The organism is Streptomyces sp. NPDC017246, assembly GCF_044331325.1.
Classification (GTDB): domain Bacteria; phylum Actinomycetota; class Actinomycetes; order Streptomycetales; family Streptomycetaceae; genus Streptomyces.
Genome location: NZ_JBIRMW010000011.1, coordinates 74,683 through 95,603, shown reverse-complemented (window position 1 = coordinate 95,603; position 20,921 = coordinate 74,683). Strand labels below are relative to the sequence as shown.

24 protein-coding genes and 3 tRNA genes are annotated in these 20,921 nt (G+C 72.2%); 21 read left to right on the top strand and 6 right to left on the bottom strand.

Going from position 1 to position 20,921, the window contains the following annotated elements:
• From ACH4MY_RS24870 to ACH4MY_RS24805, 14 genes are all read left to right on the top strand, one after another.
• Nucleotides 1-429, top strand: coding sequence for an NADH-quinone oxidoreductase subunit A (locus ACH4MY_RS24870; RefSeq protein WP_398005910.1), 429 nt, complete (start codon nt 1-3; stop codon nt 427-429).
• Nucleotides 420-1,031, top strand: a complete 612-nt coding sequence (locus tag ACH4MY_RS24865; protein ID WP_398005909.1) for an NADH-quinone oxidoreductase subunit B — start codon at nt 420-422, stop codon at nt 1,029-1,031. The genes ACH4MY_RS24870 and ACH4MY_RS24865 overlap by 10 nt, the downstream gene beginning before the upstream one ends.
• The gene (locus ACH4MY_RS24860; RefSeq protein ID WP_398005908.1) at nt 1,028-2,236 is read left to right on the top strand and encodes an NADH-quinone oxidoreductase subunit C; all 1,209 of its coding nucleotides are present in this window, start codon (nt 1,028-1,030) and stop codon (nt 2,234-2,236) included. Before ACH4MY_RS24865 ends, ACH4MY_RS24860 begins: the two co-directional genes overlap by 4 nt.
• Nucleotides 2,233-3,201 carry an NADH-quinone oxidoreductase subunit H gene (locus tag ACH4MY_RS24855; protein ID WP_398005907.1) on the top strand — a complete coding sequence of 323 codons (969 nt, stop codon included), beginning with the start codon at nt 2,233-2,235 and terminating at the stop codon, nt 3,199-3,201. Before ACH4MY_RS24860 ends, ACH4MY_RS24855 begins: the two co-directional genes overlap by 4 nt.
• On the top strand, nt 3,201-3,839 hold the full coding sequence (locus tag ACH4MY_RS24850; protein ID WP_398005906.1) for a NuoI/complex I 23 kDa subunit family protein: 639 nt from the start codon (nt 3,201-3,203) through the stop codon (nt 3,837-3,839). Before ACH4MY_RS24855 ends, ACH4MY_RS24850 begins: the two co-directional genes overlap by 1 nt.
• Nucleotides 3,836-4,420, top strand: coding sequence for an NADH-quinone oxidoreductase subunit J (locus tag ACH4MY_RS24845; protein ID WP_398005905.1), 585 nt, complete (start codon nt 3,836-3,838; stop codon nt 4,418-4,420). Before ACH4MY_RS24850 ends, ACH4MY_RS24845 begins: the two co-directional genes overlap by 4 nt.
• Nucleotides 4,420-4,806: an NADH-quinone oxidoreductase subunit NuoK gene (gene nuoK, locus ACH4MY_RS24840; protein ID WP_398005904.1), complete on the top strand. Its 387-nt coding sequence runs from the start codon at nt 4,420-4,422 to the stop codon at nt 4,804-4,806. The genes ACH4MY_RS24845 and nuoK overlap by 1 nt, the downstream gene beginning before the upstream one ends.
• Nucleotides 4,803-6,794, top strand: a complete 1,992-nt coding sequence (locus ACH4MY_RS24835) for an NADH-quinone oxidoreductase subunit L (protein ID WP_398005903.1) — start codon at nt 4,803-4,805, stop codon at nt 6,792-6,794. The genes nuoK and ACH4MY_RS24835 overlap by 4 nt, the downstream gene beginning before the upstream one ends.
• A gap of 27 nt (nt 6,795-6,821) precedes the next feature.
• Nucleotides 6,822-8,375, top strand: coding sequence for a NuoM family protein (locus tag ACH4MY_RS24830; protein WP_398006086.1), 1,554 nt, complete (start codon nt 6,822-6,824; stop codon nt 8,373-8,375).
• Nucleotides 8,372-9,901, top strand: a complete 1,530-nt coding sequence (locus ACH4MY_RS24825; protein WP_398005902.1) for an NADH-quinone oxidoreductase subunit N — start codon at nt 8,372-8,374, stop codon at nt 9,899-9,901. The genes ACH4MY_RS24830 and ACH4MY_RS24825 overlap by 4 nt, the downstream gene beginning before the upstream one ends.
• Nucleotides 9,902-9,934: 33 nt before the next feature.
• Nucleotides 9,935-10,390 carry a large conductance mechanosensitive channel protein MscL gene (mscL, locus tag ACH4MY_RS24820; protein WP_398005901.1) on the top strand — a complete coding sequence of 152 codons (456 nt, stop codon included), beginning with the start codon at nt 9,935-9,937 and terminating at the stop codon, nt 10,388-10,390.
• A gap of 185 nt (nt 10,391-10,575) precedes the next feature.
• Nucleotides 10,576-11,439: a zinc metalloprotease HtpX gene (gene htpX, locus ACH4MY_RS24815; protein ID WP_398005900.1), complete on the top strand. Its 864-nt coding sequence runs from the start codon at nt 10,576-10,578 to the stop codon at nt 11,437-11,439.
• Entirely contained in the window at nt 11,436-11,837 is a 402-nt protein-coding gene (locus ACH4MY_RS24810; protein WP_398005899.1) for a YccF domain-containing protein, read from the top strand. The genes htpX and ACH4MY_RS24810 overlap by 4 nt, the downstream gene beginning before the upstream one ends.
• 8 nt (nt 11,838-11,845) lie before the next feature.
• The gene (locus tag ACH4MY_RS24805) at nt 11,846-12,865 is read left to right on the top strand and encodes a hypothetical protein (RefSeq protein ID WP_398005898.1); all 1,020 of its coding nucleotides are present in this window, start codon (nt 11,846-11,848) and stop codon (nt 12,863-12,865) included.
• Here the strand turns inward: ACH4MY_RS24805 and ACH4MY_RS24800 are convergent.
• From ACH4MY_RS24800 to ACH4MY_RS24785, 4 genes are all read right to left on the bottom strand, one after another.
• Complete coding sequence (locus ACH4MY_RS24800; protein ID WP_398005897.1) at nt 12,831-14,069, bottom strand: APC family permease; 1,239 nt, start codon at nt 14,067-14,069, stop codon at nt 12,831-12,833. The two genes, ACH4MY_RS24805 and ACH4MY_RS24800, sit on opposite strands and share 35 nt — an antisense overlap.
• Nucleotides 14,070-14,079: 10 nt before the next feature.
• Complete coding sequence (locus ACH4MY_RS24795) at nt 14,080-14,730, bottom strand: alpha-ketoglutarate-dependent dioxygenase AlkB family protein (RefSeq protein WP_398005896.1); 651 nt, start codon at nt 14,728-14,730, stop codon at nt 14,080-14,082.
• Complete coding sequence (locus tag ACH4MY_RS24790) at nt 14,727-15,224, bottom strand: methylated-DNA--[protein]-cysteine S-methyltransferase (RefSeq protein ID WP_398005895.1); 498 nt, start codon at nt 15,222-15,224, stop codon at nt 14,727-14,729. The genes ACH4MY_RS24795 and ACH4MY_RS24790 overlap by 4 nt, the downstream gene beginning before the upstream one ends.
• 94 nt (nt 15,225-15,318) lie before the next feature.
• Nucleotides 15,319-15,810: a YajQ family cyclic di-GMP-binding protein gene (locus ACH4MY_RS24785; RefSeq protein WP_398005894.1), complete on the bottom strand. Its 492-nt coding sequence runs from the start codon at nt 15,808-15,810 to the stop codon at nt 15,319-15,321.
• A gap of 168 nt (nt 15,811-15,978) precedes the next feature.
• Between ACH4MY_RS24785 and ACH4MY_RS24780 the strand changes: the two genes are divergently transcribed.
• Nucleotides 15,979-16,060 (top strand) — tRNA-Tyr (locus ACH4MY_RS24780).
• Nucleotides 16,061-16,239: 179 nt separating this feature from the next.
• Here ACH4MY_RS24780 and ACH4MY_RS24775 read toward each other — a convergent pair.
• A complete protein-coding gene (locus tag ACH4MY_RS24775; protein WP_398005893.1) occupies nt 16,240-16,896 on the bottom strand; it encodes an SDR family oxidoreductase in 657 nt (218 codons plus the stop codon).
• Nucleotides 16,897-16,898: 2 nt separating this feature from the next.
• Nucleotides 16,899-18,176: an amidohydrolase family protein gene (locus tag ACH4MY_RS24770; RefSeq protein WP_398005892.1), complete on the bottom strand. Its 1,278-nt coding sequence runs from the start codon at nt 18,174-18,176 to the stop codon at nt 16,899-16,901.
• A gap of 208 nt (nt 18,177-18,384) precedes the next feature.
• Between ACH4MY_RS24770 and ACH4MY_RS24765 the strand changes: the two genes are divergently transcribed.
• The 6 genes from ACH4MY_RS24765 to ACH4MY_RS24740 all read left to right on the top strand — a co-directional run bounded on the left by ACH4MY_RS24765 (nt 18,385) and on the right by ACH4MY_RS24740 (nt 20,904).
• Nucleotides 18,385-18,457: transfer RNA gene (locus ACH4MY_RS24765), tRNA-Thr, on the top strand.
• A 43-nt stretch (nt 18,458-18,500) separates the two neighbouring features.
• Nucleotides 18,501-18,573: transfer RNA gene (locus tag ACH4MY_RS24760), tRNA-Met, on the top strand.
• 86 nt (nt 18,574-18,659) lie between these two features.
• Entirely contained in the window at nt 18,660-18,824 is a 165-nt protein-coding gene (rpmG, locus tag ACH4MY_RS24755; RefSeq protein WP_003956487.1) for a 50S ribosomal protein L33, read from the top strand.
• A gap of 82 nt (nt 18,825-18,906) precedes the next feature.
• Entirely contained in the window at nt 18,907-19,359 is a 453-nt protein-coding gene (locus ACH4MY_RS24750; protein ID WP_351901891.1) for a MaoC family dehydratase N-terminal domain-containing protein, read from the top strand.
• A gap of 2 nt (nt 19,360-19,361) precedes the next feature.
• Entirely contained in the window at nt 19,362-19,790 is a 429-nt protein-coding gene (locus ACH4MY_RS24745; RefSeq protein ID WP_398005891.1) for a MaoC family dehydratase, read from the top strand.
• A 1-nt stretch (nt 19,791) separates the two neighbouring features.
• Nucleotides 19,792-20,904 carry a UDP-N-acetylmuramate dehydrogenase gene (locus ACH4MY_RS24740; RefSeq protein ID WP_398006085.1) on the top strand — a complete coding sequence of 371 codons (1,113 nt, stop codon included), beginning with the start codon at nt 19,792-19,794 and terminating at the stop codon, nt 20,902-20,904.
• The last annotated feature ends 17 nt before the right edge of the window (nt 20,905-20,921 follow it).

The following is a 20,921-nucleotide window of genomic DNA, read 5'->3' as shown; positions in this document are numbered from 1 at the left end:
ATGAGACACCGAGACCGAGGGGCGGACGTGCGGGAACCGACCGTTGTCGCGGCCGACGCGGCGGACTACTTCCAGACGTACTCCGTCGTCGGCCTGCTCGCCGTCGTCGGCGTGCTCTTCGTCGCCGTGGCGTTCGGCGCGGGCCGGCTGCTGAGGCCCGTCGTGCCGACGCCCGAGAAACTCCTCACCTACGAGTGCGGTGTCGACCCCGTGGGGGAGGGCTGGGCGCACACCCAGGTCCGCTACTACGTGTACGCCTTCCTCTACGTCGTCTTCGCCGTCGACTCGATCTTCCTCTTCCCCTGGGCGACGGTCTTCGCCGCGCCCGGCTACGGCGCCGCGACCCTGGTCGAGATGTTCGTCTTCCTCGGCTTCCTGGCCGTGGGGCTGCTCTACGCGTACAAGAAGGGCGTCCTGGCATGGACGTAACACCCCGGCCCGCGGACCGGTCGACTGCCCGGCCGACCGATCTGCCGACCCCTCTGCCCGCTCCGAAGCTGGGGCTGCTGGCCCGCCTGGCCCCCGAGCCGATGAAGGTGGTCCTGAACTGGGGCCGCCGCTACAGCCTGTGGGTCTTCAACTTCGGGCTCGCGTGCTGCGCGATCGAGTTCATCGCCGCGTCGATGGCCCGGCACGACTTCATCCGGCTCGGTGTCATCCCGTTCGCGCCGGGCCCGCGCCAGGCCGACCTGATGATCGTCTCGGGCACGGTCACGGACAAGATGGCCCCGGCCGTGAAGCGGCTCTACGAGCAGATGCCGGAGCCGAAGTACGTCATCTCCTTCGGCGCCTGCTCCAACTGCGGCGGCCCCTACTGGGACTCGTACTCGGTCACCAAGGGCGTCGACCAGATCATCCCCGTCGACGTGTACGTGCCGGGCTGCCCCCCGCGCCCCGAAGCACTGCTCCAGGGCATCCTCAAGCTCCAGGAGAAGATCGCGCGGGAGAGCCTGGCGGAGCGGTACGCGACCACCGCGTCGGTCTCCCAGCTCACGAGCCCCCTGGTGGCCCCGCCGGGAGGCACGGCATGACCGCCTACGACTCGCTCCCCGGGGCCGTGACGGAGATCTTCGGCGAGGAGGCGACGGCGGAGCAGGCGTACGACCTGCTGACCGTCGACGTCCCGCCGGCCTCCTGGATCACGGCCCTCGAAACGGCCCGCGACACGCTGGGGTGCACCTACTTCGACTGGCTGAGCGCCGTCGACGAGCCCGGCACGGGCTTCCGTGTCTGCGCGCACGTGGTGGCCCTGACGGAAGGCCGCCCGCGCCGCCTCCTCGTCCGTACGACGGTCCCGCACACCGAGCCCGTCCTCCCCACGGCCCTCGGGGTGTACGCGGGCGCGGGCTGGCACGAGCGGGAGACCCACGAGATGTTCGGCGTGGTCTTCACGGGCCACCCGAACCTGGTGCCGCTCCTCCTTCCCGAGAACTTCGAGGGCCACCCGCTGCGCAAGGACTTCGTCCTCGCCGCCCGGGTCGCCAAGGCGTGGCCGGGAGCGAAGGAACCGGGCGAGTCCCACGACGGCGGCGGCCCGAAGCGCCGCCAGATGCTGCCCCCGGGCGTCCCGGACCCCAACGAGTGGGGCCCCCTGAAGGGCCAGCTCCCCCCGGCCCCCGCCCGCCCCGCCCGCGCGGCGGCCGGCGACCGCCCGGTCCGCCGGGCCCGCTCGGTGACGGAGGGCTCGGCGACCCGGTCGGAATCCCCGGCGGCAGAGCCGGGCACCGCGCCCGAGACCACGACCCGCCCGCCGCGCCGCACCCGCTCGGCCTCGGACGGCTCGACGAGCCAGGCGGTCCCGGAACCGGGCACCGAGGCCGAGGGGGAGCCCACCGCACCCGCGGCCCGCCCGCCGCGCCGTTCTCGCTCGGCCGCCGACGGCTCGGCGAGCCAGGCGGCCCCGGACGGCCCCGCGCCGCGCACGGAGGCCACGCCCCCGCGCACACGCGGCTCGGACGCCCCCTGGCACCACGCCCGCCCGGCCTTCGACGAACCCGGCACCGGACCGAAGGCCCCGGAAACGGCGCCGCAGCCCGAGCCCGAGCCCGAGCCCGAGCCCGCAGGCCAGGAGCCGGGTCCCGCCGCCGAAGCCGACCCCGCCGCCCCTCAAGCGGACGCCGACCGCGCCGCCCCTCAAGCGGACGCCGACGCCGACACCGGCCCCACGACCCCGCCCGCCACCCCGCAGGGGGACGGCGCCGACCCCACCACCCCCGCCGGAGGCGATCCCGCGTGAACGACGTACTCGACGTCGCCCTCCGGCTGCTCGTCGTCTTCGCCGTCTTCCTCGTCCTGCCGCTCGTCGTCGGACAGACCGAGCACAAGGTCATGGCCCATATGCAGGGCCGTCTCGGCCCCATGTACGCCGGCGGGTTCCACGGCTGGGCGCAGCTCGTCGCCGACGGCGTGAAGTTCGCGCAGAAGGAGGACGTGGTCCCCAAGGACGCCGACCGGCGGGTCTTCCAGCTCGCACCGGCCGTCGCCCTCCTCCCGTATCTCCTCGTGCTGGTTGCGATCCCCATCGGGCCCAGCGAGGGGGCCGTCGGCCAGGTCATCGACGCCGGCATCTTCTTCGTGCTGGCCGTCATGGGCGTCGGCGTCCTCGGCAGTCTCATGGCCGGCTGGGCGTCCGCGAACAAGTTCTCGCTGCTCGGCGGTCTCCGTACCGCCGCCCAGCTCCTCGCGTACGAACTCCCGATGCTCCTCGCCGCCGCCTCCGTCGCGATGGCCGCCGGCACGGTCTCCCTCCCCGGCATCCTGAACGCCTTCGAGTGGTGGTGGGTGCCCTGGCAGATCGCCGGCGCGCTCGTCTTCTTCGTGGCGGGTCTCGCGGAGCTCCAGCGGCCGCCGTTCGACATGCCGGTCGCCGACTCGGAGATCATCTTCGGCGCGTACACCGAGTACACCGGCCTCCGTTTCGCGCTCTTCCTGCTGGCCGAGTACGCCGGAATCGTCGTCCTGTGCGGTCTCACCACCGTCCTGTTCCTCGGCGGCTGGCACGGCCCCTTCGGCGCGGACGGTCTCGGCTGGGTCTGGACCCTCCTGAAGACCGCCGTCCTCGCGTTCGTCGTCATCTGGCTCCGGGTGAGCTACCCGCGTCTTCGTGAGGACCAGCTCCAGAAACTCGCCTGGACGACCCTCGTCCCGCTCGCGCTCGCGCAGATCGCGCTCACCGGCATCGTGAAGGTGGCGATCCAGTAATGTCCCGCCCGTCGCCCGACCACCACCCCTCGACGACGCCCTCCGGGCGGCCCCGTCCCTTCCCCGGCTCCGGCCTCGCCAAGGGCCTCGCCGTCACCCTCCGCACGATGACGAGGAAGACCGTCACCGCGCAGTACCCGGACGTCCAGCCCGAGCTGCCGCCCCGCACGCGCGGGGTCATCGGGCTGTTCGAGGAGAACTGCACGGTCTGCATGCTCTGCGCCCGTGAGTGCCCCGACTGGTGCATCTACATCGACTCCCACAAGGAGACGGTGCCGGCGGCGACGCCCGGTGGCCGCGACCGCAGCCGGAACGTCCTCGACCGGTTCGCCATCGACTTCTCGCTCTGCATGTACTGCGGCATCTGCATCGAGGTGTGCCCGTTCGACGCGCTGTTCTGGTCGCCCGAGTTCGAGTACGCGGAGACCGACATCCACGAGCTGACCCACGAGCGGGACAAGCTCCGCGAGTGGATGTGGACGGTTCCCGAACCGCCCGCGCTCGACCCGCACGCCGAGGAACCGAAGGAGATCGCGGCGGCCCGCAAGGCGGCGGAGAAGGCCGCCGCCGCGGCAGCGGCCGAAGCGGCGGCCGCCGCCGAGGCCCGGGCGCAGGCCGCCGAGGGGGAACAGCAGTGATCCTGGCAGCACACACAACTCAAGCGGCACAGGCGGCGCAGGCGGCACAGGGACACGGCTTCCTCTCGCCGACCGGCGTCGAGATCGCCTTCCTCCTCGTCGGTCTCATGACCCTCGGAGCCGCCCTCGTCACGGTCACCACCCGCCAGCTGGTCCACGCCGCGCTCTGGCTGGTCGTGGCGCTCGGCGGTCTCGCCGTCGAGTACCTGCTCCTGACGGCCGAGTTCATCGCCTGGGTCCAGGTCCTGATCTACGTCGGCTCGGTCGTGGTCCTCCTTCTCTTCGGGCTCATGCTCACCAAGGCGCCCATCGGCCGCTCCCCGGACGCCGACTCCCGCAACAAGCCGGTCGCCGTCGCGGTCGCCCTGGCCGCCGCGGCCGCCCTCGTCTGGGTCGTCGTCGACGCCTTCCGTACGACATGGATCGACCTGGACGGCGCGGTGCAGGGGTCCACCGAGGTGACCGGCGAGAGCCTCTTCCGGCACTGGGTGCTGCCCTTCGAGGCGCTGTCCGTCCTCCTCCTGGCCGCCCTGGTCGGCGCCATCGTGCTCTCCCGTAAGAAGAAGGAGGAGGAGCGCTGATGCATCTCGCCTATCCGGCCGTCCTCGCCGCCCTCCTCTTCGCCGTCGGCGTGTACGGCGTCCTCGCCCGCCGCAACGCGATCCTGGTCCTGATGTCCGTCGAGCTGATGCTCAACGCCGTCAACCTCAACCTGGTCGCCTTCGACGTCTGGCTCCGCGACACCCTCCACGCGGGCCAGGCCCTCACCCTCTTCACCATCGCCATCGCCGCCGCGGAGATCGGCATCGGCCTCGCGATCGTCCTGATGGTCCACCGCAACAAGGGCACCGCGGACATCGACCGCCTCCGCGACACCGCGGAGCACCCCGGTTCCCCCGACAACGACGACGACGGCCCCGCCGCAGACGAGACGCCCACCGGCGAGAAGGCCGAGGCCACCGCGTGACCACCACGACCCTCGCCGTCCTCGTCCCCCTCCTTCCCTTCCTCGGCTCCGTCGCCGGACTCCTGCTCGGCCGCACCGCGCCCGGCTACGTCCGCCCGCTCGCCGTGCTGCCGACGCTCGCCGCGGCCGCCCTCGCCGTGGTCGTGGCCGTCCGCCAGGGCGGCGGGAAGGCGATCGACGCCGCCACCGAGCTCACCCCCACCGGCTCGGTCCCCATCGACCTGGCCCTGCACATCGACGGCTTCGCCGCGCTCGTCGCCGTCCTGGTCGGCGTCGTCGCCACCTGTGTGCAGATCTACTCGACCGGCTACCTCCGCGAGGACCCGCGCTACCCCTCGTACGCCGCGCTCGTCTCCCTCTTCACCTCCGCGATGCTGCTCGTCGTCTACTCCGGCGACCTGATGGTGCTCCTGGTCGGCTGGGAGATCATGGGCATCTGCTCGTACTTCCTCGTCGGCCACTACTGGGAGACCCCGGAGGCGCGGGCCGCCTCCCTGAAGGCCTTCCTCGTCACCAAGCTCGGTGACGTCCCCTTCCTCATCGGTCTCTTCGCGCTCGCCGCCGACGCGGGCACCTTCCGGATCACCGGAGTCCTCGGCGCCGTCGCGAGCGGCGGCCTCGACCACCCCACCCTGATCGCGCTGCTGCTGCTCGCCGGTGTGGCGGGCAAGTCGGCGCAGTTCCCGCTGCACACCTGGCTCCCGGACGCCATGGCCGGCCCCACCCCCGTCTCCGCGCTCATCCACGCGGCGACGATGGTCGCCGCCGGTATCTACTTCACGGCCCGGCTGCTGCCCGTCTTCGCCGCGTCCGCCGCCGCGATGACGGTGCTCGCCGTGATGGCCGCGATCACGATGGTCGGCTCGGCGCTCGCCGCGCTCGCCCAGGACGACATCAAGCGGGTCCTCGCCTACTCGACGATCGGCCAGCTCGGCTACATGGCCGGAGCCCTCGCCGTCGGCGACCGCGGGGCCGCCGTCTTCCACCTCGTCTCGCACGGCGCCTTCAAGGCGCTGCTCTTCCTCGCCGCCGGCACGGTCATCCACGCCGCCGGAACGAACTCGCTGACCGCCATGTCCCGCATGAGCGGCCTCGCGAAGCGCATCCCCGACGCGTACTGGACGATGACCGTCGCCCTCCTCGCGCTCGCCGCGATCCCGCCCTTCGCCGGCTTCTTCTCCAAGGAAGCCGTCCTCGTGGCCGCCGAGCACACCGCGCTCGGGGAGCGGACCGTCGCCCCCGCCGGGGCGGGCTGGACCGTCCTCGTCGCCGCCCTGCTGACCGCCCTGCTGACCGCCGCGTACGCGCTCCGCCTGTGGCTGCGGACCTTCCGGGGCCGGGGCGCCGAGGCCCCCGACCACGGCCGTCAGCCGATCGCGATGACGAGCGTCCTGTGGGTGCTCGCGATCCCCTCCCTGGGCTTCGGTCTGACCGTGACGTACGTCGACGACTGGTTCGACGGGAACGCCCTCACCCCGACCCTGACCACGGCCGTCCTCGGCACGGGCCTCGCCGCGGCCGGAGGCGTGATCACCTACGCGGTCTGGCGAGCCCTCGCCGCCAGGACCCCGGTGACCGCCGCCGCCCAGGCACCCGCCCCGCACGTCGCCCACCCCGATGCCGACGCGGGCCTGGTCGAGGCCGAGGCGCTGCACCTGCCGCACCCCGCGGGGGACCCGGCCGACCCCGGTCGCGCCCTCCTCGGCCCGCTCCACGGCCCCGCCGCCGACGGCTTCCACCTGGACGCCGTCTACCGGGCGGCGTTCGTCCGCCCCGTCCTCGCCGCCGCCTCCCTGGTCCGCTTCCTGGACCGCGAGGTCGTCGACACCTATGTCCAGGCCGCGGGCAACTCGGCCAAGGGGCTCGGCTGGCTCGTCCGCCGCGCCCAGACCGGCAACGTGCAGACCTACCTCAGCGCCCTGCTCGCCGGCTCCGTCGTCCTGGCGATCGTCGCCGTCGCCCTCGCCAACGCCGCCGCCGGAGCGTGACCCGTGATCGATATCAGCGAATCCGTGATGCAGTTCCTTCTGGCGTCGATCGTCGCCGGACCGCTCCTCGGCGCGGCCGCCGCTCTCCTGCCGGCCCCGCCGGGGCTGAAGGGGAAGTCCCCGGACCAGGCCGTGCTCCGCCACGGCGTCGTCGTCACGGGCGTGATCCTGCTGGCCGCGCTCGTCCTCGCGCTCGGCTTCGACCACGACCGGCCGTCGAGGATGCAGGCCACGACGGACATCAGCTGGATCAGGGCACTGGACGTGCGGATCCACCTCGGTGTCGACGGCATCTCGCTCCCCCTCCTGGTCCTGACCGCGCTCCTCAGCTTCCTGTGCGCGCTGTACAGCTACTTCAAGATGCCCGCGGGCCCGTCCCCCAAGGCCTTCGTGGCGCTTCTCCTCGTCCTGGAGTCCGGCACCCTCGCCACCTTCGCCGTCCTCGACCTGATCCTGTTCTTCCTGGCCTTCGAGATGGTCCTCATCCCGATGTACTTCCTCATCGCCCGCTGGGGCGGCGAGGGCAGGCAGGCCGCCGCCTGGAAGTTCATCCTCTACACGCTGCTCGGCTCCGTCGTCATGCTGCTCGGCCTGCTCCTCATCGGTCTGAAGGCGGGCACGTTCGACATGGTGGCGCTGGCCACCGACAACGGCCGGGGACTGACCACGTCCGTGCAGGTCATCGCCGTTCTCGCGATCGGGATCGGGCTCGCGGTGAAGACCCCGATGTGGCCGCTGCACAGCTGGCTCCCGGACGCCCACACCGCCGCCCCGACGGTCGGCTCGGTCCTCCTCGCCGGCGTGCTGCTCAAGATGGGCACGTACGGGTTCGTCCGCATCCTGCTGCCGATCGCCCCCGACGGCATGCGGACCTTCGCCCCGTACCTCGCGGCCTTCGCCGTCGCCGGGATCATCTACGGATCGCTCGCCTGCCTCGCCCTCGTGCGGCCCGGGAACAAGGGCGACCTCAAGCGCCTCATCGCGTACTCCTCCGTCGGCCACATGGGCTTCGTCCTCCTCGGCATCGCCACCATGACCCCCACCGGGGTCAACGGCGCCCTCTTCGCCAACGTCGCCCACGGCCTCGTCACCGGCCTGCTCTTCTTCCTGGTCGGCGCGGTCAAGGACCGGTACGGCACCGCCGACCTCGACACCCTCGCGGGCGCCACCGGCGCCGCCCTCTACGGCCGCGCCCCCCGCCTCGGCGGCCTCCTCGCCTTCGCCGCCGTCGCCTCCCTCGGACTGCCCGGTCTGGCCGGCTTCTGGGGCGAGATGCTCGCCCTGTTCGGCGCCTTCGAGCCCGCCGAGGGCCTCAGCAGGCCCGCGTTCCTCACCTTCATGGCGATCGGCGCCTTCGGCACCCTCCTCACCGCCGCGTACCTCCTCCTCGTCGTCCGCCGCGTCTGCATGGGCGGCCCGCGGCCCGCGGGGGAGACCCCGATCGCCGACGTCCAGGGGTACGAGTTCGCCGCCTGGACCCCGCTCGTCGCCCTCACCGTCCTCGCCGGACTCTGGCCCGCGGTCCTCCTCGGCCTCACCGACCCGGCCGTCCAGAAGCTCCTCGCCGGAGGCACCCAGTGACGCCCATCGCCAGCGAGTCGCTCGTCCAGTCCGTCGACTGGCTCACGATCGCGCCGCCGACCCTGACGGCCGTGGTCGCCCTCGTCGTGCTCGTCGCCGACCTGTTCGTCCCCGAGGAGCGCAAGCGGCTCCTCGGCTGGACCGCGATCGCCGGCCTCGTCGCCGCCCTCGCCCTCCTCGTCCCCCTGCGGGCCGGTGACCGCTCCACCTTCTGCCTCACGGCGGACACCCAGGTCAGCGCCTGCAGCTACACGGCCGACCACTTCACCCTCGTCATCCAGCTGCTCGTCCTCGGCGGCGCGCTCCTGACGGCGCTGCTGTCGCTGACCGAGACCAGGGAGAGGCTCCCGGCGGGCGAGTTCTGGTTCCTGCTGCTCTCCTCGGCCGCGGGCGCCGCCCTGCTGCCCGCCTCCCGCGACCTCGCGACCCTCGTCGTCGCCCTCGAAGTGGCCTCGCTGCCCGCCTTCGCGCTCGTCGGCCTCAAGCGCGGCGACCGCAGGTCCGGCGAGGCGGCGCTCAAGTTCTTCCTGTCCTCGGTGACCGCGACCGCCGTCACCCTGCTCGGCGTCAGCTTCGTGTACGCGGCGACCGGCACGCTCCACCTCACGGAGCTCGCCCAGCGCCTCGACGACGTGCCCGGCCAGCTCCAGACGCTCGCCGAGGCGGGCGTGGCCCTCACCCTCGTCGGCTTCGCCTTCAAGACGGCCGCCGTCCCCTTCCACTTCTGGGTCCCCGACACCTACGTCGGCGCCCCGCTGCCCGTCGCCGCCTACCTCTCGGTGGTCGGCAAGGCCGTCGGCTTCACCGGGCTCATCCTGGTGACGGTCGTCGCCTTCCCCTCGTACGCGGACGTGTGGGGCCCGGCGCTCGCCGCCCTTGCCGCGCTCACCATGACCGCCGGCAACGTCGCCGCCCTCCGCCAGGTCTCCACGCGCGCGTGGAGCGCGGTCCGGCTGCTCGCCTGGTCGTCCGTCGCCCAGGCGGGCTATCTGCTGGTGCCGATCGCGGCCGCCGCGTACTCCAGCGACGACCAGATCGGCGCCACCGTCGCGTACGCCCTGATGTACGCGGTGGTGAACCTCGGCGCCTTCGCGGTCGTCGCCCTGGTCGCCCGCAGACACCCCGGGAACCGGATCGCGGACTATCGCGGTCTGTACGCGGCCAGCCCCGCCGCGGCCCTGGCGCTCGGGTTCTTCCTCCTGAATCTGGCCGGTCTGCCCCCGGGTATCATCGGCCTCTTCGCCAAGGTGACCGTCTTCTCGGCGGCCGTCGACGCGGGCCTCGGCTGGCTGGCCGTGATCATGGCCGTCAACGTCGTGATCGCGCTGTACTACTACCTCCGCTGGACGGCACTGCTGTTCCGCGCGCCGGAAGGCGCGGCGGAGGGGGCACCGGCAGAGGCTCCCGTCCCCCACACGGTCCCCGCGTCGATCACCGCGGCGATCGCGCTGACCGCCGTCGCCGGAGTCGTGCTGTCGGGCTACCCGCAGTTCGCCCTTCGTTTCGCGGCGACCAGCCTGTTCTGACCCCCCATGAGCAATACCGAGGAGCATCACCCCGTGCTGAACGGATTCAAGGACTTCATACTTCGCGGGAACGTCATCTCGATGGCCATCGGTCTGGCCGTCGGAACGGCGTTCACGGCGGTCGTCACCGGCTTCAGCAAGGCCTTCATCACCCCCCTCATCGGGCTCGCCACCGGCACCGTCGGCAATTTCAACGACGCGCAGTTCCACGTCGGCAAGACCGTCTTCCCCTACGGCCTCGCGATCTCCGCCGCCATAGCCTTCGTCATCACCGCCGCGGTCCTGTACTTCCTGATCGTCGCCCCGCTGGCGAAGGTCCAGGCGAAGTTCGCGAAGGAGGAGGCGGCCGACCCCAAGGCCGAGAAGCGCGACTGCCCCCGCTGCTTCACCGAGATCCCGGCCATCGCCTCCCGCTGCGCCCACTGCACCAGCGAGGTCGAGCCCGTGGCCGTCACCCTGGAGAAGTTCGGCGTCCCGACGCCCCGCTGATCACCCGAACGGCCCACACCCCGCCCGCGGCGGCCCCGGTGCGGCCGGGGGAACCCGAACCTCCCGCCTGGCGTTGACCAGTACGGAAGGGTCCACTGGACCTGGAGGTCCCTCCCGGAAGAAGACCGGGGGCGGACGACCACGACGTAAAGGGTTCCCCTGCCGCACCACTTGGAGGGCGTACCGTGCACCGCCGGCACAACGGGCTGAGGACTGCCGCACTCCTCGGAGGGCTCTCCGCCCTCATCATCGTCATCGGCAGCTTCTTCGGTCGTACGGGACTGATCGTCGCGCTGTTCGTGGCGATCGGCACCAACGCGTACGCGTACTGGAACAGCGACAAGCTGGCACTGCGGGCCATGCGCGCCCGCCCGGTCAGCGAGTTCGAGGCACCCGCGCTCTACAGAATGGTGCGGGAGCTCTCCACCCAGGCGCGCCAGCCCATGCCCCGGCTCTACATCTCGCCGACCCAGGCGCCCAACGCCTTCGCGACCGGCCGCAACCCGCGCAACGCCGCCGTCTGCTGCACCGAGGGCATCCTCGCGATCCTCGACGAGCGGGAGCTCCGCGGAGTCATCGGCCACGAGCTGAGCCATGTCTACAACCGGGACATCCTGATCTCCTCGGTCGCCGGAGCACTCGCCTCCGTGATCATGTTCCTGGTGAACTTCGCCTGGCTCATCCCCGTCGGCCGCTCCAGCGACGACGACGGCCCGGGCATCCTCGGATACCTCCTGGTCCTCATCCTCGGCCCGATCGCCGCCTCGGTCATCCAGCTGGCCATCTCCCGCTCCCGCGAGTACGAGGCCGACGCCTCCGGAGCCCAGCTCACCGGCGACCCGCTCGCCCTGGCCGGCGCCCTGCGGAAGCTGGAGGCGGGCACCAAGCAGCTGCCGCTGCCCCCCGAGCCCCGGATCGAGACCGCGAGCCACATGATGATCGCGAACCCGTTCCGTCCCGGAAAGGGCCTCTCCAAGATGTTCTCCACCCACCCGCCGATGGCCGAGCGGATCGCCCGGCTCGAACAGATGGCAGGTCGACGCCCGTGAAAACGATCCTGAACGTCATATGGCTGGTGCTCTGCGGATTCTGGATGTTCCTGGGCTACATGCTCGCGGGCGTCCTGCTCTGCATCACGATCATCGGCATCCCCTTCGGACTCGCCGCCTTCCGCATCGGGATCTACGCCCTGTGGCCCTTCGGGTACACGGTCGTGGACCGCCGCGACGCGGGCGCGCCCTCCTGCGTGGGCAACGTCCTGTGGCTGATCCTCGCCGGCTGGTGGCTCGCCCTCGGCCACATCACCACCGGCATCGCGCTCTGCATCACGATCATCGGCATCCCGCTGGGCATCGCGAACTTCAAGATGATCCCGATCTCGCTGCTGCCCCTCGGCAAGGAGATCGTCCCCACGGACCAGGCGTCGTACGGCTACCGGAGCGGCTGAGGAACCCGGTGCAGAACCCGAGGTACGCACTCGTCTCCGGCCTGTACGCGGTAGCCCTCTGCAAGGACGTGGACGGCCTCTACGGAGAGCCCGTCCCGCCGCCGCGCACCGTCCACGAACTCCGCGGCTGCGAACCCCGCGGCGAGCTGGCCAGAGCCGTCACCCAGGCCGTCGTCGAGGGCTCGGCCCCACTCGGCACGCTCCACGTCCGGACGCCCGACGGCCACGCCTGGTACGTCGAGGGCGCCCGGGTCACCGGCGCGCGCGGTGACGTCGTCACCGTCGAGTCCTCGGGCGGCCTCCGCCGGTCGTACGCGGGCGACGACGCCCACCCCTGCGGAAACCTGGTCCCCGTCCCGTCCCCGGAACCGCCGGAGCGGACCCACACCGAGGTCACCTTCCTCGGCTGCTCCCCGCGCGGCGGGCTCCGCGACGCCCTGGCGGCCGGCGAGGAGGAGTTCGAGGCCGTCCGCTACCAGGTCCTCGACCACGTGGGGAGCGTCCACCACGAGGCCGAGGCGGGTCGCGTCACCGGGTGGGACACCTCCGCCCGCCACCGCGGGCTCCTCGACCTCACCGTGGCCTTCCCCCGCGCGGGCCTGATCCCGCGCCAGTCGCGGGAGGTCTGGGACCTGTGGCACCGCGGCCGGCCCACCGAACCGGGCAGCTGGCGGCGGCTCACCGGAGCGGCGCGCGGCGAGTGGCTGAACCAGGCCGCCCGCCGGTCGTACGGCGCCCCGGAGATCGACCCGGACGCCACGTACCACCTCGACGGAACCGATGTCGTCGACGAGGACTCCTTCCTCTGCGCCCTGGGAGAGGCCGTGCACGGCCCCGGCCGCGGCCTCACCGTCGGGGCGCCCGGGGCGGTGGGCGAGCTGCTCGCGGGCATCACCCTCGTCTGGCACCACGCGGACGTGGCCCGCGCCTGCCTGGGAGTCCAGCCGTGGAGCGGGCGCCGCCCCGCGACGTTCCAGGAGTTCGTCGAGGGGCTCACGGACGCGGGGGTACGGCTCGTCCTCGACTGACCGCCCACGCCACCACGCCCGCCGCGACGACCCCCGACCCCGCGAGGACGGACCCGAGCGGCAGCGAGAAGGCCAGCACCGCGCACCCGGCGAGCCCGAGCGCGGCGAGCGGCCGGCGGGCGGGGCCCAGAGTCCAGGCGGCGGCGTTCGCGATCCCGTAGTAGACGAGCACGCCGAAGGACGAGAAGCCGATCGCGCCCCGCACGTCCACGGTCGCCGCCACGACGGCCACCACCGCGCCCACCGCGAGCTCCGCCCGGTGCGGCACCTGGAACCGGGGGTGCACGACCGCCAGCGCGGTCGGCAGATAGGCGTCCCTCGCCATCGCCAGGGTCGTACGGGACACCCCGAGGATCAGCGAGAGCAGCGAGCCGAGCGCCGCGACGGCCGCCCCCACCACGACCACCGGCACCAGCCCGTCGGCGCCCGCCGCGCGGACCGCGTCCGTCAGCGGGGCGGGGGAGTCGGCGAGGGCTTCGGCGCCGAGGACACCGAGGACGCCCACCGCCACGAGCCCGTAGACGACAAGCGTGATCCCGAGCGCCGTCGGCACGGCCCGGGGGATCGTCCGGGCCGGGTCGCGGACCTCCTCGCCGAGCGTGGCGATCCGCGCGTACCCCGCGAATGCGAAGAAGAGCAAACCCGAAGCCTGGAGAACCCCACCGGGAGTGAGCTCCCCGCCCGGCGCGAGGGGGGACCGCCCGCCGGCCTCCAGGGTCACCACGACGACTGCGGCGAGAACCGCGAGAACGCACCCCACGATCACCCGCGTGAGCAGTGCCGACTTCTGGACACCCCGGTAATTGACGGCCGTCAGGGCCACCACGGCGGCCACCGCGACCGCGTGCGCGTGCCCCGGCCACACATACGCGCCGACGGTCAGCGCCATCGCCGCGCACGAGGCCGTCTTGCCCACCACGAACGCCCAGCCGGCCAGATACCCCCAGAACGATCCCAGGCATTCGCGACCGTACACATAGGTGCCGCCCGAGCTGGGGTAGCGGGCCGCGAGCCGGGCCGAGGCCATCGCATTGCAGTACGCGACCACGGCGGCGATCCCGAGCCCCGCGAGCAGCCCGCCCCCGGACCCGGCCGCCCCCGCGGCCGGCCCGAGCGCGACGAAGATCCCGGCCCCGACCATGGCACCGAGCCCGATCACGACCGCGTCGAGAAGACCGAGGGACCGCCGCAGCTCAGCACTCATGCGCCGCAGCCTAGGGGGAGTCCCGGAGCCCGGTCTCGCGGAGGGTGATGTTGAGCCGCCCGGTGAGCCCGAGCGCCGGATCGGCCGTCCCCGGCCAGACCTTGGGCACCCCGTGGTGTACCCACCGCGACGCCCCGCCGAACACGAAGAGATCCCCTGAGGCCAGCTCGACGTCCTGGTACGGCCGCCCCCGGCCCTCCTCGTTGCCGAACCGGAAGACACACCGGTCCCCGAGGCTCAGCGACACCACCGGCGCACCCGAACGCTCCTCACGGTCCTGGTGCATCCCCATCCGCGCCCCCGGCGCGTAGAAGTTCACCAGCGCGGTGTCGGGCGTGAACCCGCCGTCGCCCCCGTACGCCTCGTCCCCGTACGCCTCCACGAGCGCCTCCTGGCCCAGCTCCACGAGCCACTCGGGCAACGGCACCCCGAAGGAGTCGAGATAGCGGTACGGCACCCACTGCCGGCCGAGACACAGCGACCGCACCGACATCACACCGCCGCCGGGCAGCACGGTCTTCCGGTACGGCACCGGCCCGCGTCCCCACTCCCGGCAGACGTCCACCAACTCCCGCTGCCGCCCGAACGGAAGCCACCCGGGCACATGCACGGCGCCGGGCGCGACCGTGGCCCGCTCACGGGGAAACAGCCCCTCGCTCACATCGGGGCCCCCTCCAGGCCGAGCAGCCGCTCCTTGCGCTCCAGCCCGGCGGCGTACCCGCGCAGGGACCCGTCGGCCCCGATCACCCGGTGACAGGGCCGCACCACGAGCAGCGGATTGCGCCCGATGGCGGTCCCCACGGCCCGCACCCCGGCGCCCGAGGAGCCGACACGCCGGGCGATCTCCCCGTAGGAGACGGTCGTGCCGTACGGGATGTCCTCCAGGGCCCGCCAGACGCGCCGCTGGAACTCGGTCCCGGCGTCGGCGGCCAGGGGCAGGTCGAACCGGTCCCGCCGCCCCTCGAAGTACTCACCGAGCTGCTCGACGACCTCGCCGAACGCCTCGGGCGCCCGGGTCCACCCGTCCTCGACCTCGACGGCGCCCTTCTGCCCCGGCAGGGACAGCGAGCGCAGCACGGCACGGCCCCCTTCGGCGAGCTGCCCGACCAGCAGCATCTCGCCCAGGGGGCCGTCGGCGTACGCGTACACGGTCATGGCTGGTTTCCTCTCCCGCACGGGTCTTCCACGTCCAGTGTGCGGGGCCCGCCGAACCAGTGGCTGGCGGTATTCGGACACGAGCCTCGACAGGTCAGCGGTAGTTCACGAACTGGATCGCGAAGTCGAAGTCCTTGCCCTTGAGCAGCGTCTGCACGGCCTGCAGGTCGTCCCGGCTCTTCGAGCTGACCCGCAGCTCGTCACCCTGGACCTGCGCCTTGACGCCCTTGGGGCCCTCGTCCCGGATGGTCTTCGCGACCTTCTTGGCGTTCTCCTGGGAGATGCCCTCGGTGACCGAGGCGAAGAGCTTGTACTCCTTGCCGGACAGCTGCGGGTCACCCTCGACGTCCAGCGTCTTCAGCGAGATCCCGCGCTTGATCAGCTTGGTCTGGAAGATGTCGAGGATCGCCAGGACGCGCTCCTCGCCGTTCGCCTGCATGAGGATCTTCTCGCCCGACCACGCGATCGAGGCGTTGGTTCCCTTGAAGTCGTAGCGCTGCGAGATCTCCTTCACGGCCTGGTTGAGGGCGTTGTCGACCTCCTGCCGCTCGACCTTGGACACGATGTCGAAACTGGAGTCGGCCATGACTCGTGGCTCCTTGCTCGGATGGTGGGGTACCCCCAAAGCCTAGGGGGTGCACCACGGCCCGAACGGCTGATCAATCCGGTGGCGAAGCACCCCCCGGGATCAGGTATTGTTTACGTCGTTGCCACGGAACACCGCAGCAAAGCGGCTCCACGGCAGCGATCTCATGGCGATGTGCCCGAGTGGCCAATGGGAGCGGACTGTAAATCCGTCGGCTTAGCCTACCCAGGTTCGAATCCTGGCGTCGCCACGTGAAAAGAACGGCCCCTGATCTGCGGAAACGCGATCAGGGGCCGTTTGCGTGTAAACCTGTGACCGGGGCTCGACTGTCTCGCCCTGTACCGCCCGATCACCCTCTCCACCAGCGTGTCTGGACGGGCTGTGGACGGGAATCTGGCCCGCCTTGAGCGGCTGCGACCGGGGTGCCGGTCAGTTGCCGGCGACGTCCTTCACCGCGACCGACAGCGGGGTCGAGCCCGAGACCAGTTCCAGGGTCAGGCCGGCCGTCGCGGGGGTGTCCAGGAGCTCGGCGAGGGTCGCGGCCACGTCGTCCCGGGGGACCGGCCCGCGGCCCGTGCGGGCCTCCAGACGGACCAGCCCGGTGCCCGCGTCGTCCGTCAGCGAGCCGGGGCGCAGGATCGTCCAGTCCAGGGTCGTGCGGGAGCGGACCGCGTCGTCGGCGGCTCCCTTGGCGCGGAGGTACGCGTCGAAGATCTCGTCGCCCGGGTGGGTCGCGTCCGCGCCCATCGACGAGACGACGATGTAGCGGCGTACACCGGCCCGTTCGGCCGCGTCGGCGAACAGGACCGCCGCCGCGCGGTCCACCGTGTCCTTGCGGTCCGCCCCGCTGCCCGGCCCCGCGCCCGCGGCGAAGACGGCCGCGTCCGCGCCCTGGAGCACGGCGGCGACCATCTCGACCGACGCCGACTCCAGGTCCAGGACCACGGGCTCGGCCCCCGCGTCCCGCAGGTCTCCGGCCTGTTCCGGTCTGCGGATGATGCCCGCGACCTCGTGCCCGTGCGCCGAGAGCAGCCTCTCCAGGCGGCGGGCGATCTGTCCGTGTCCTCCAGCGATGACGATGCGCATACTCACGACCGTACGACGGGACCGGCCGGAGGGCTTCCCGGCTCGGGCGGCCGTTCCGGGCGTGCCTGGCGCGGCAGATCGAGCGCCGCCGCCGAGTCGCAGTACTCGCGCACCGCGCTCGTCCGGGCCACCACCCGCCCCCGGTGCACCACGATCCGGCTGTACGCCAGGGACAGCACGCCCGACAGGCGCTCGCCGCGCACCGCGAGCAGCTCCGCCGGGAAACCGGCCTCCACCCGCACCTCCGGCAGCCCCATCGCGGCCCGTGCCTCGGCGCTCACCGCCGCGTACGCCTCCTCCGGCGGCAGCCCGCCGAGCGAGGCCAGCAGATACGCCGCCTCCAGCGGATCCCCGCGCCCCACCGGGTTGGCCACGTCCCGCATCGCCCCGCTGCCCGCCGCGACCCGGACCCCGGCCGCCCGCAGCAGCCGCACGGGGGCCGCGCCCCGCCGCTCCGTGCCCCCGCAGCCGCCCTGCGGCAGACAGGCCACGGTCACTCCGGCCGCCGCGAGCCCGTCCGCCGTCCGCCGGGCCACGTCGGAGGGGAGCCGGCCGAGCCCGGCGCAGGGTCCGATCGTCACACCGGGCCGCAGTCCGCCGGCCATCGCCGCGAGCCGGGCGAGCCGGGCCGGGTCGTCGCCGTCGGTGTGCAGGTCGACCGGGACTCCGTGCTCGGCCGCGACCTCCAGGACGGCCTCCACGTACCCGGCCGGGTCGGGGTCGAGATCCGGACAGCCGCCGACCACTCCGGCGCCCATCTTCACCGCGTCCCGCAGCATCGCGAGCCCGTCGGCGCCCGCCACCCCGGTGAGCAGCCGGGGCACCGCGACCGTGGTGAGGTCCACCAGGCCGCGCAGGGAGCGCCGGGCCTGGAGGACGGCTTCGAGCGGTCCGAGCGCGTGCACGTCGCCGATCCGCACGTGCGCGCGTTGCGCGGTCGCGCCGTGGCCGAGCTGGAGGAGCGCCGCCTCGGTGGCACGGCGCTGCACGTCCTCGGGGGCGTACGAGACGGGCCCGGGGGAGTCGGCGGAGAGCGCGGTGTCGGCGTGCGCGTGGGGTTCGGCGGCGGCGGGGAGCAGCAGATAGCCGGCCAGGTCCACGCGCGCGCCCATGGCGGCGAGGCTGCCGGCCGTGCCGACCGCCTCGATCCGGCCGCCGACGAGCCGCACGTCGACGCTCCGCCCGTCGGTCAGCCGGGCGTGGGAGAGCAGGAGCGAGGTCGAGTCGGCCGTGGCGGCCCCGTCCTCGGGCGGCTGGGGCTGCTTGCTTTCGGCTGACATCGGGGGCTCCTCAAGGCTCCTCAAATCAAGATCACGAAGCGTGGGGGCCGAGCCTAGGGGCGCTCGGACCGACCTTCGAGGAGGAGCGCAATAGTCGTACCGATGAGGCCACGAGTGGCGTACGTGACGCCTGGTGAGGGCCGTCGGGCGGGCGCCGGGAAACGGATTTGGGTGATGGGCGGGGGACCGTGTAATGTCTTCCTCGCTCGCCCCAATAGCTCAGTCGGTAGAGCGTCTCCATGGTAAGGAGAAGGTCTACGGTTCGATTCCGTATTGGGGCTCTGGTGAGAAGGACCCGTCTTCGGACGGGATCCGGATCATCAAAGCGGTGTAGCTCAGTCGGTAGAGCAAGCGGCTCATAATCGCTGTGTCACCGGTTCAAGTCCGGTCACCGCTACACACAGTAGCCGATTGTGGGGTCGGTCCTTCGATCGGCTACTCTTTCATGCGTTCATCCGTCCCATCCGTCCAAGGAGCACTCACGTGGCTGCCACCGACGTCCGCCCGAAGATCACGCTGGCCTGCGTGGAGTGCAAGGAGCGGAACTACATCACCAAGAAGAACCGGCGTAACAACCCGGACCGTCTTGAGATGAAGAAGCACTGCCCTCGCTGCAACTCGCACACGGCGCACCGCGAGACGCGCTAACCAGGCTCGTACACGAGGCCGTCCCCACCCGGGGGCGGCCTCGTGTCGTTTGTCGGCAACAAATCCAGGAGGTATCGAGTCCATGGCGCTCGACCAGTCCTTCGTGGGCCGGACCTATCCGCCCACCCCGCCCTATGAGGTCGGCCGCGAGAAGATCCGCGAGTTCGCCGAGGCGATCGGGGACGCCAATCCCGCGTACACCGACATCGAGGCGGCCAAGGCGCTCGGACATTCCGATGTGATCGCCCCGCCCACTTTTGTGTTCGCCATCACATTCAAGGCGGCCGGCGCCGTCATCGAGGACCCGCAGCTGGGTCTCGACTACAGCCGGGTCGTCCACGGCGACCAGAAGTTCGCCTACACCCGGCCCGTACGCGCCGGGGACCGGCTCTCGGTCACCTCCACCATCGAGGCGATCAAGTCGATGGCGGGAAACGACATCCTGGACATCCGCGGCGAGGTCCACGACGCCTCCGGCGAGCACGTCGTCACCGCCTGGACCAAGCTCGTCTCCCGCGCACCCGAGGGGGCCTGACCATGACCGCCAAGATCACCTACGACGAGGTCGAGGTCGGCACCGAGCTGCCCGCGCAGACCTTCCCCGTGACGCGCGCCACGCTCGTCCGGTACGCCGGCGCCTCCGGGGACTTCAACCCCATCCACTGGAACGAGAAGTTCGCGGTGGAGGTCGGCCTCCCCGACGTCATCGCCCACGGCATGTTCACCATGGCCGAGGCGATCCGCGTCGTGACCGACTGGGCCGGCGACCCCGCCGCCGTCGTCGAGTACGGCGTCCGCTTCACCAAGCCCGTCGTCGTCCCCAACGACGACCGGGGCGCGCTGATCGAGGTGGCCGCCAAGGTCGCCGCCAAGCTGGACGACCGGCAGGTGCGGGTCGACCTGACCGCGATGTGCGCCGGGCAGAAGGTGCTGGGCATGTCCCGGGCCGTGGTCCGCCTCGCCTGACATCACGAGCGTCACGGGCCCGTCGCCGAAGCGACGGGCCCGTACCCTTGAGCCCGTGCAGCCTCTCCACGACGCCCCCCTCGCGCCCCTGACCACCTTCCGGCTCGGCGGTCCCGCCACCCGGCTGGTCACCGCCACCACCGACGACGAGGTGGTCGCCGCCGTCCGCGAGGCCGACGCCGCGGGGACGCCGCTGCTGGTCATCGGCGGCGGTTCCAACCTCGTCATCGGGGACAAGGGCTTCGACGGCACGGCGCTGCGCATCGCGACCGAGGGCTTCGCCCTCGACGGGACGAAGCTGGAGCTCGCCGCCGGAGAGGTCTGGACCGACGCCGTCGCCCGGACCGTCGAGGCCGGGCTCGCCGGTATCGAGTGCCTGGCCGGCATCCCCGGCTCGGCCGGCGCGACCCCGATCCAGAACGTCGGCGCCTACGGGCAGGACGTCTCCGCCACCGTGACCGAGGTCGTGGCCTACGACCGGCGCGCGGACGAGACCGTCACCCTCACCAACGCCGAGTGCGCCTTCTCGTACCGCCACAGCCTCTTCAAGGACCACCCCGAGCGGTACGTGGTGCTGCGGGTCCGCTTCGAGCTGGAGGACGCGGACGGGCTGTCCGCGCCGATCAAGTACGCCGAGACCGCCCGCGCCCTCGGCGTCGGGGTGGGGGACCGGGTGCCGCTCGCCCGGGCCCGCGAGACCGTGCTGCGGCTGCGCGCCGGCAAGGGCATGGTCCTGGACCCGGAGGACCACGACACCTGGTCCGCGGGCTCCTTCTTCACCAACCCGATCCTCACGGCGGGGGAGTACGAGAGCTTCCTCGCGCGCGTGGCCGGGCGGCTGGGCGCGGACGTCGCCCCGCCGGCCTTCCCCGCGGGCGAGGACGGCGCGGTGAAGACCTCCGCCGCCTGGCTCATCGACAGGGCCGGATTCACCAAGGGGTACGGATCCGGACCCGCGCGCATCTCCACCAAGCACACGCTCGCCCTGACCAACCGGGGCGAGGCGACCACCGAGGACCTGCTGGCGCTCGCCCGTGAGGTCGTCGCCGGGGTCCACGCCGCCTTCGGGATCACCCTCGTCAACGAACCCGTCACGGTGGGTGTCGCGCTCTGAAGTCCGGCGGCCCGTCC

Bases quoted from the DNA above. Each gene is read 5' to 3' on its own strand.
- ACH4MY_RS24830 (WP_398006086.1), top strand. From the start codon at position 6,822: ATGCAGTTCCTTCTGGCGTCGATCGTCGCCGGACCGCTCCTCGGCGCG.
- ACH4MY_RS24745 (WP_398005891.1), top strand. From the start codon at position 19,362: ATGACCGCCAAGATCACCTACGACGAGGTCGAGGTCGGCACCGAGCTG.
- nuoK (WP_398005904.1), top strand. From the start codon at position 4,420: ATGCATCTCGCCTATCCGGCCGTCCTCGCCGCCCTCCTCTTCGCCGTC.
- ACH4MY_RS24775 (WP_398005893.1), bottom strand. From the start codon at position 16,896: ATGCGCATCGTCATCGCTGGAGGACACGGACAGATCGCCCGCCGCCTG.
- ACH4MY_RS24790 (WP_398005895.1), bottom strand. From the start codon at position 15,224: ATGACCGTGTACGCGTACGCCGACGGCCCCCTGGGCGAGATGCTGCTG.
- ACH4MY_RS24870 (WP_398005910.1), top strand. From the start codon at position 1: ATGAGACACCGAGACCGAGGGGCGGACGTGCGGGAACCGACCGTTGTC.
- ACH4MY_RS24865 (WP_398005909.1), top strand. From the start codon at position 420: ATGGACGTAACACCCCGGCCCGCGGACCGGTCGACTGCCCGGCCGACC.
- ACH4MY_RS24750 (WP_351901891.1), top strand. From the start codon at position 18,907: ATGGCGCTCGACCAGTCCTTCGTGGGCCGGACCTATCCGCCCACCCCG.
- ACH4MY_RS24770 (WP_398005892.1), bottom strand. From the start codon at position 18,176: ATGTCAGCCGAAAGCAAGCAGCCCCAGCCGCCCGAGGACGGGGCCGCC.
- ACH4MY_RS24850 (WP_398005906.1), top strand. From the start codon at position 3,201: ATGTCCCGCCCGTCGCCCGACCACCACCCCTCGACGACGCCCTCCGGG.
- ACH4MY_RS24860 (WP_398005908.1), top strand. From the start codon at position 1,028: ATGACCGCCTACGACTCGCTCCCCGGGGCCGTGACGGAGATCTTCGGC.
- ACH4MY_RS24800 (WP_398005897.1), bottom strand. From the start codon at position 14,069: ATGAGTGCTGAGCTGCGGCGGTCCCTCGGTCTTCTCGACGCGGTCGTG.
- ACH4MY_RS24785 (WP_398005894.1), bottom strand. From the start codon at position 15,810: ATGGCCGACTCCAGTTTCGACATCGTGTCCAAGGTCGAGCGGCAGGAG.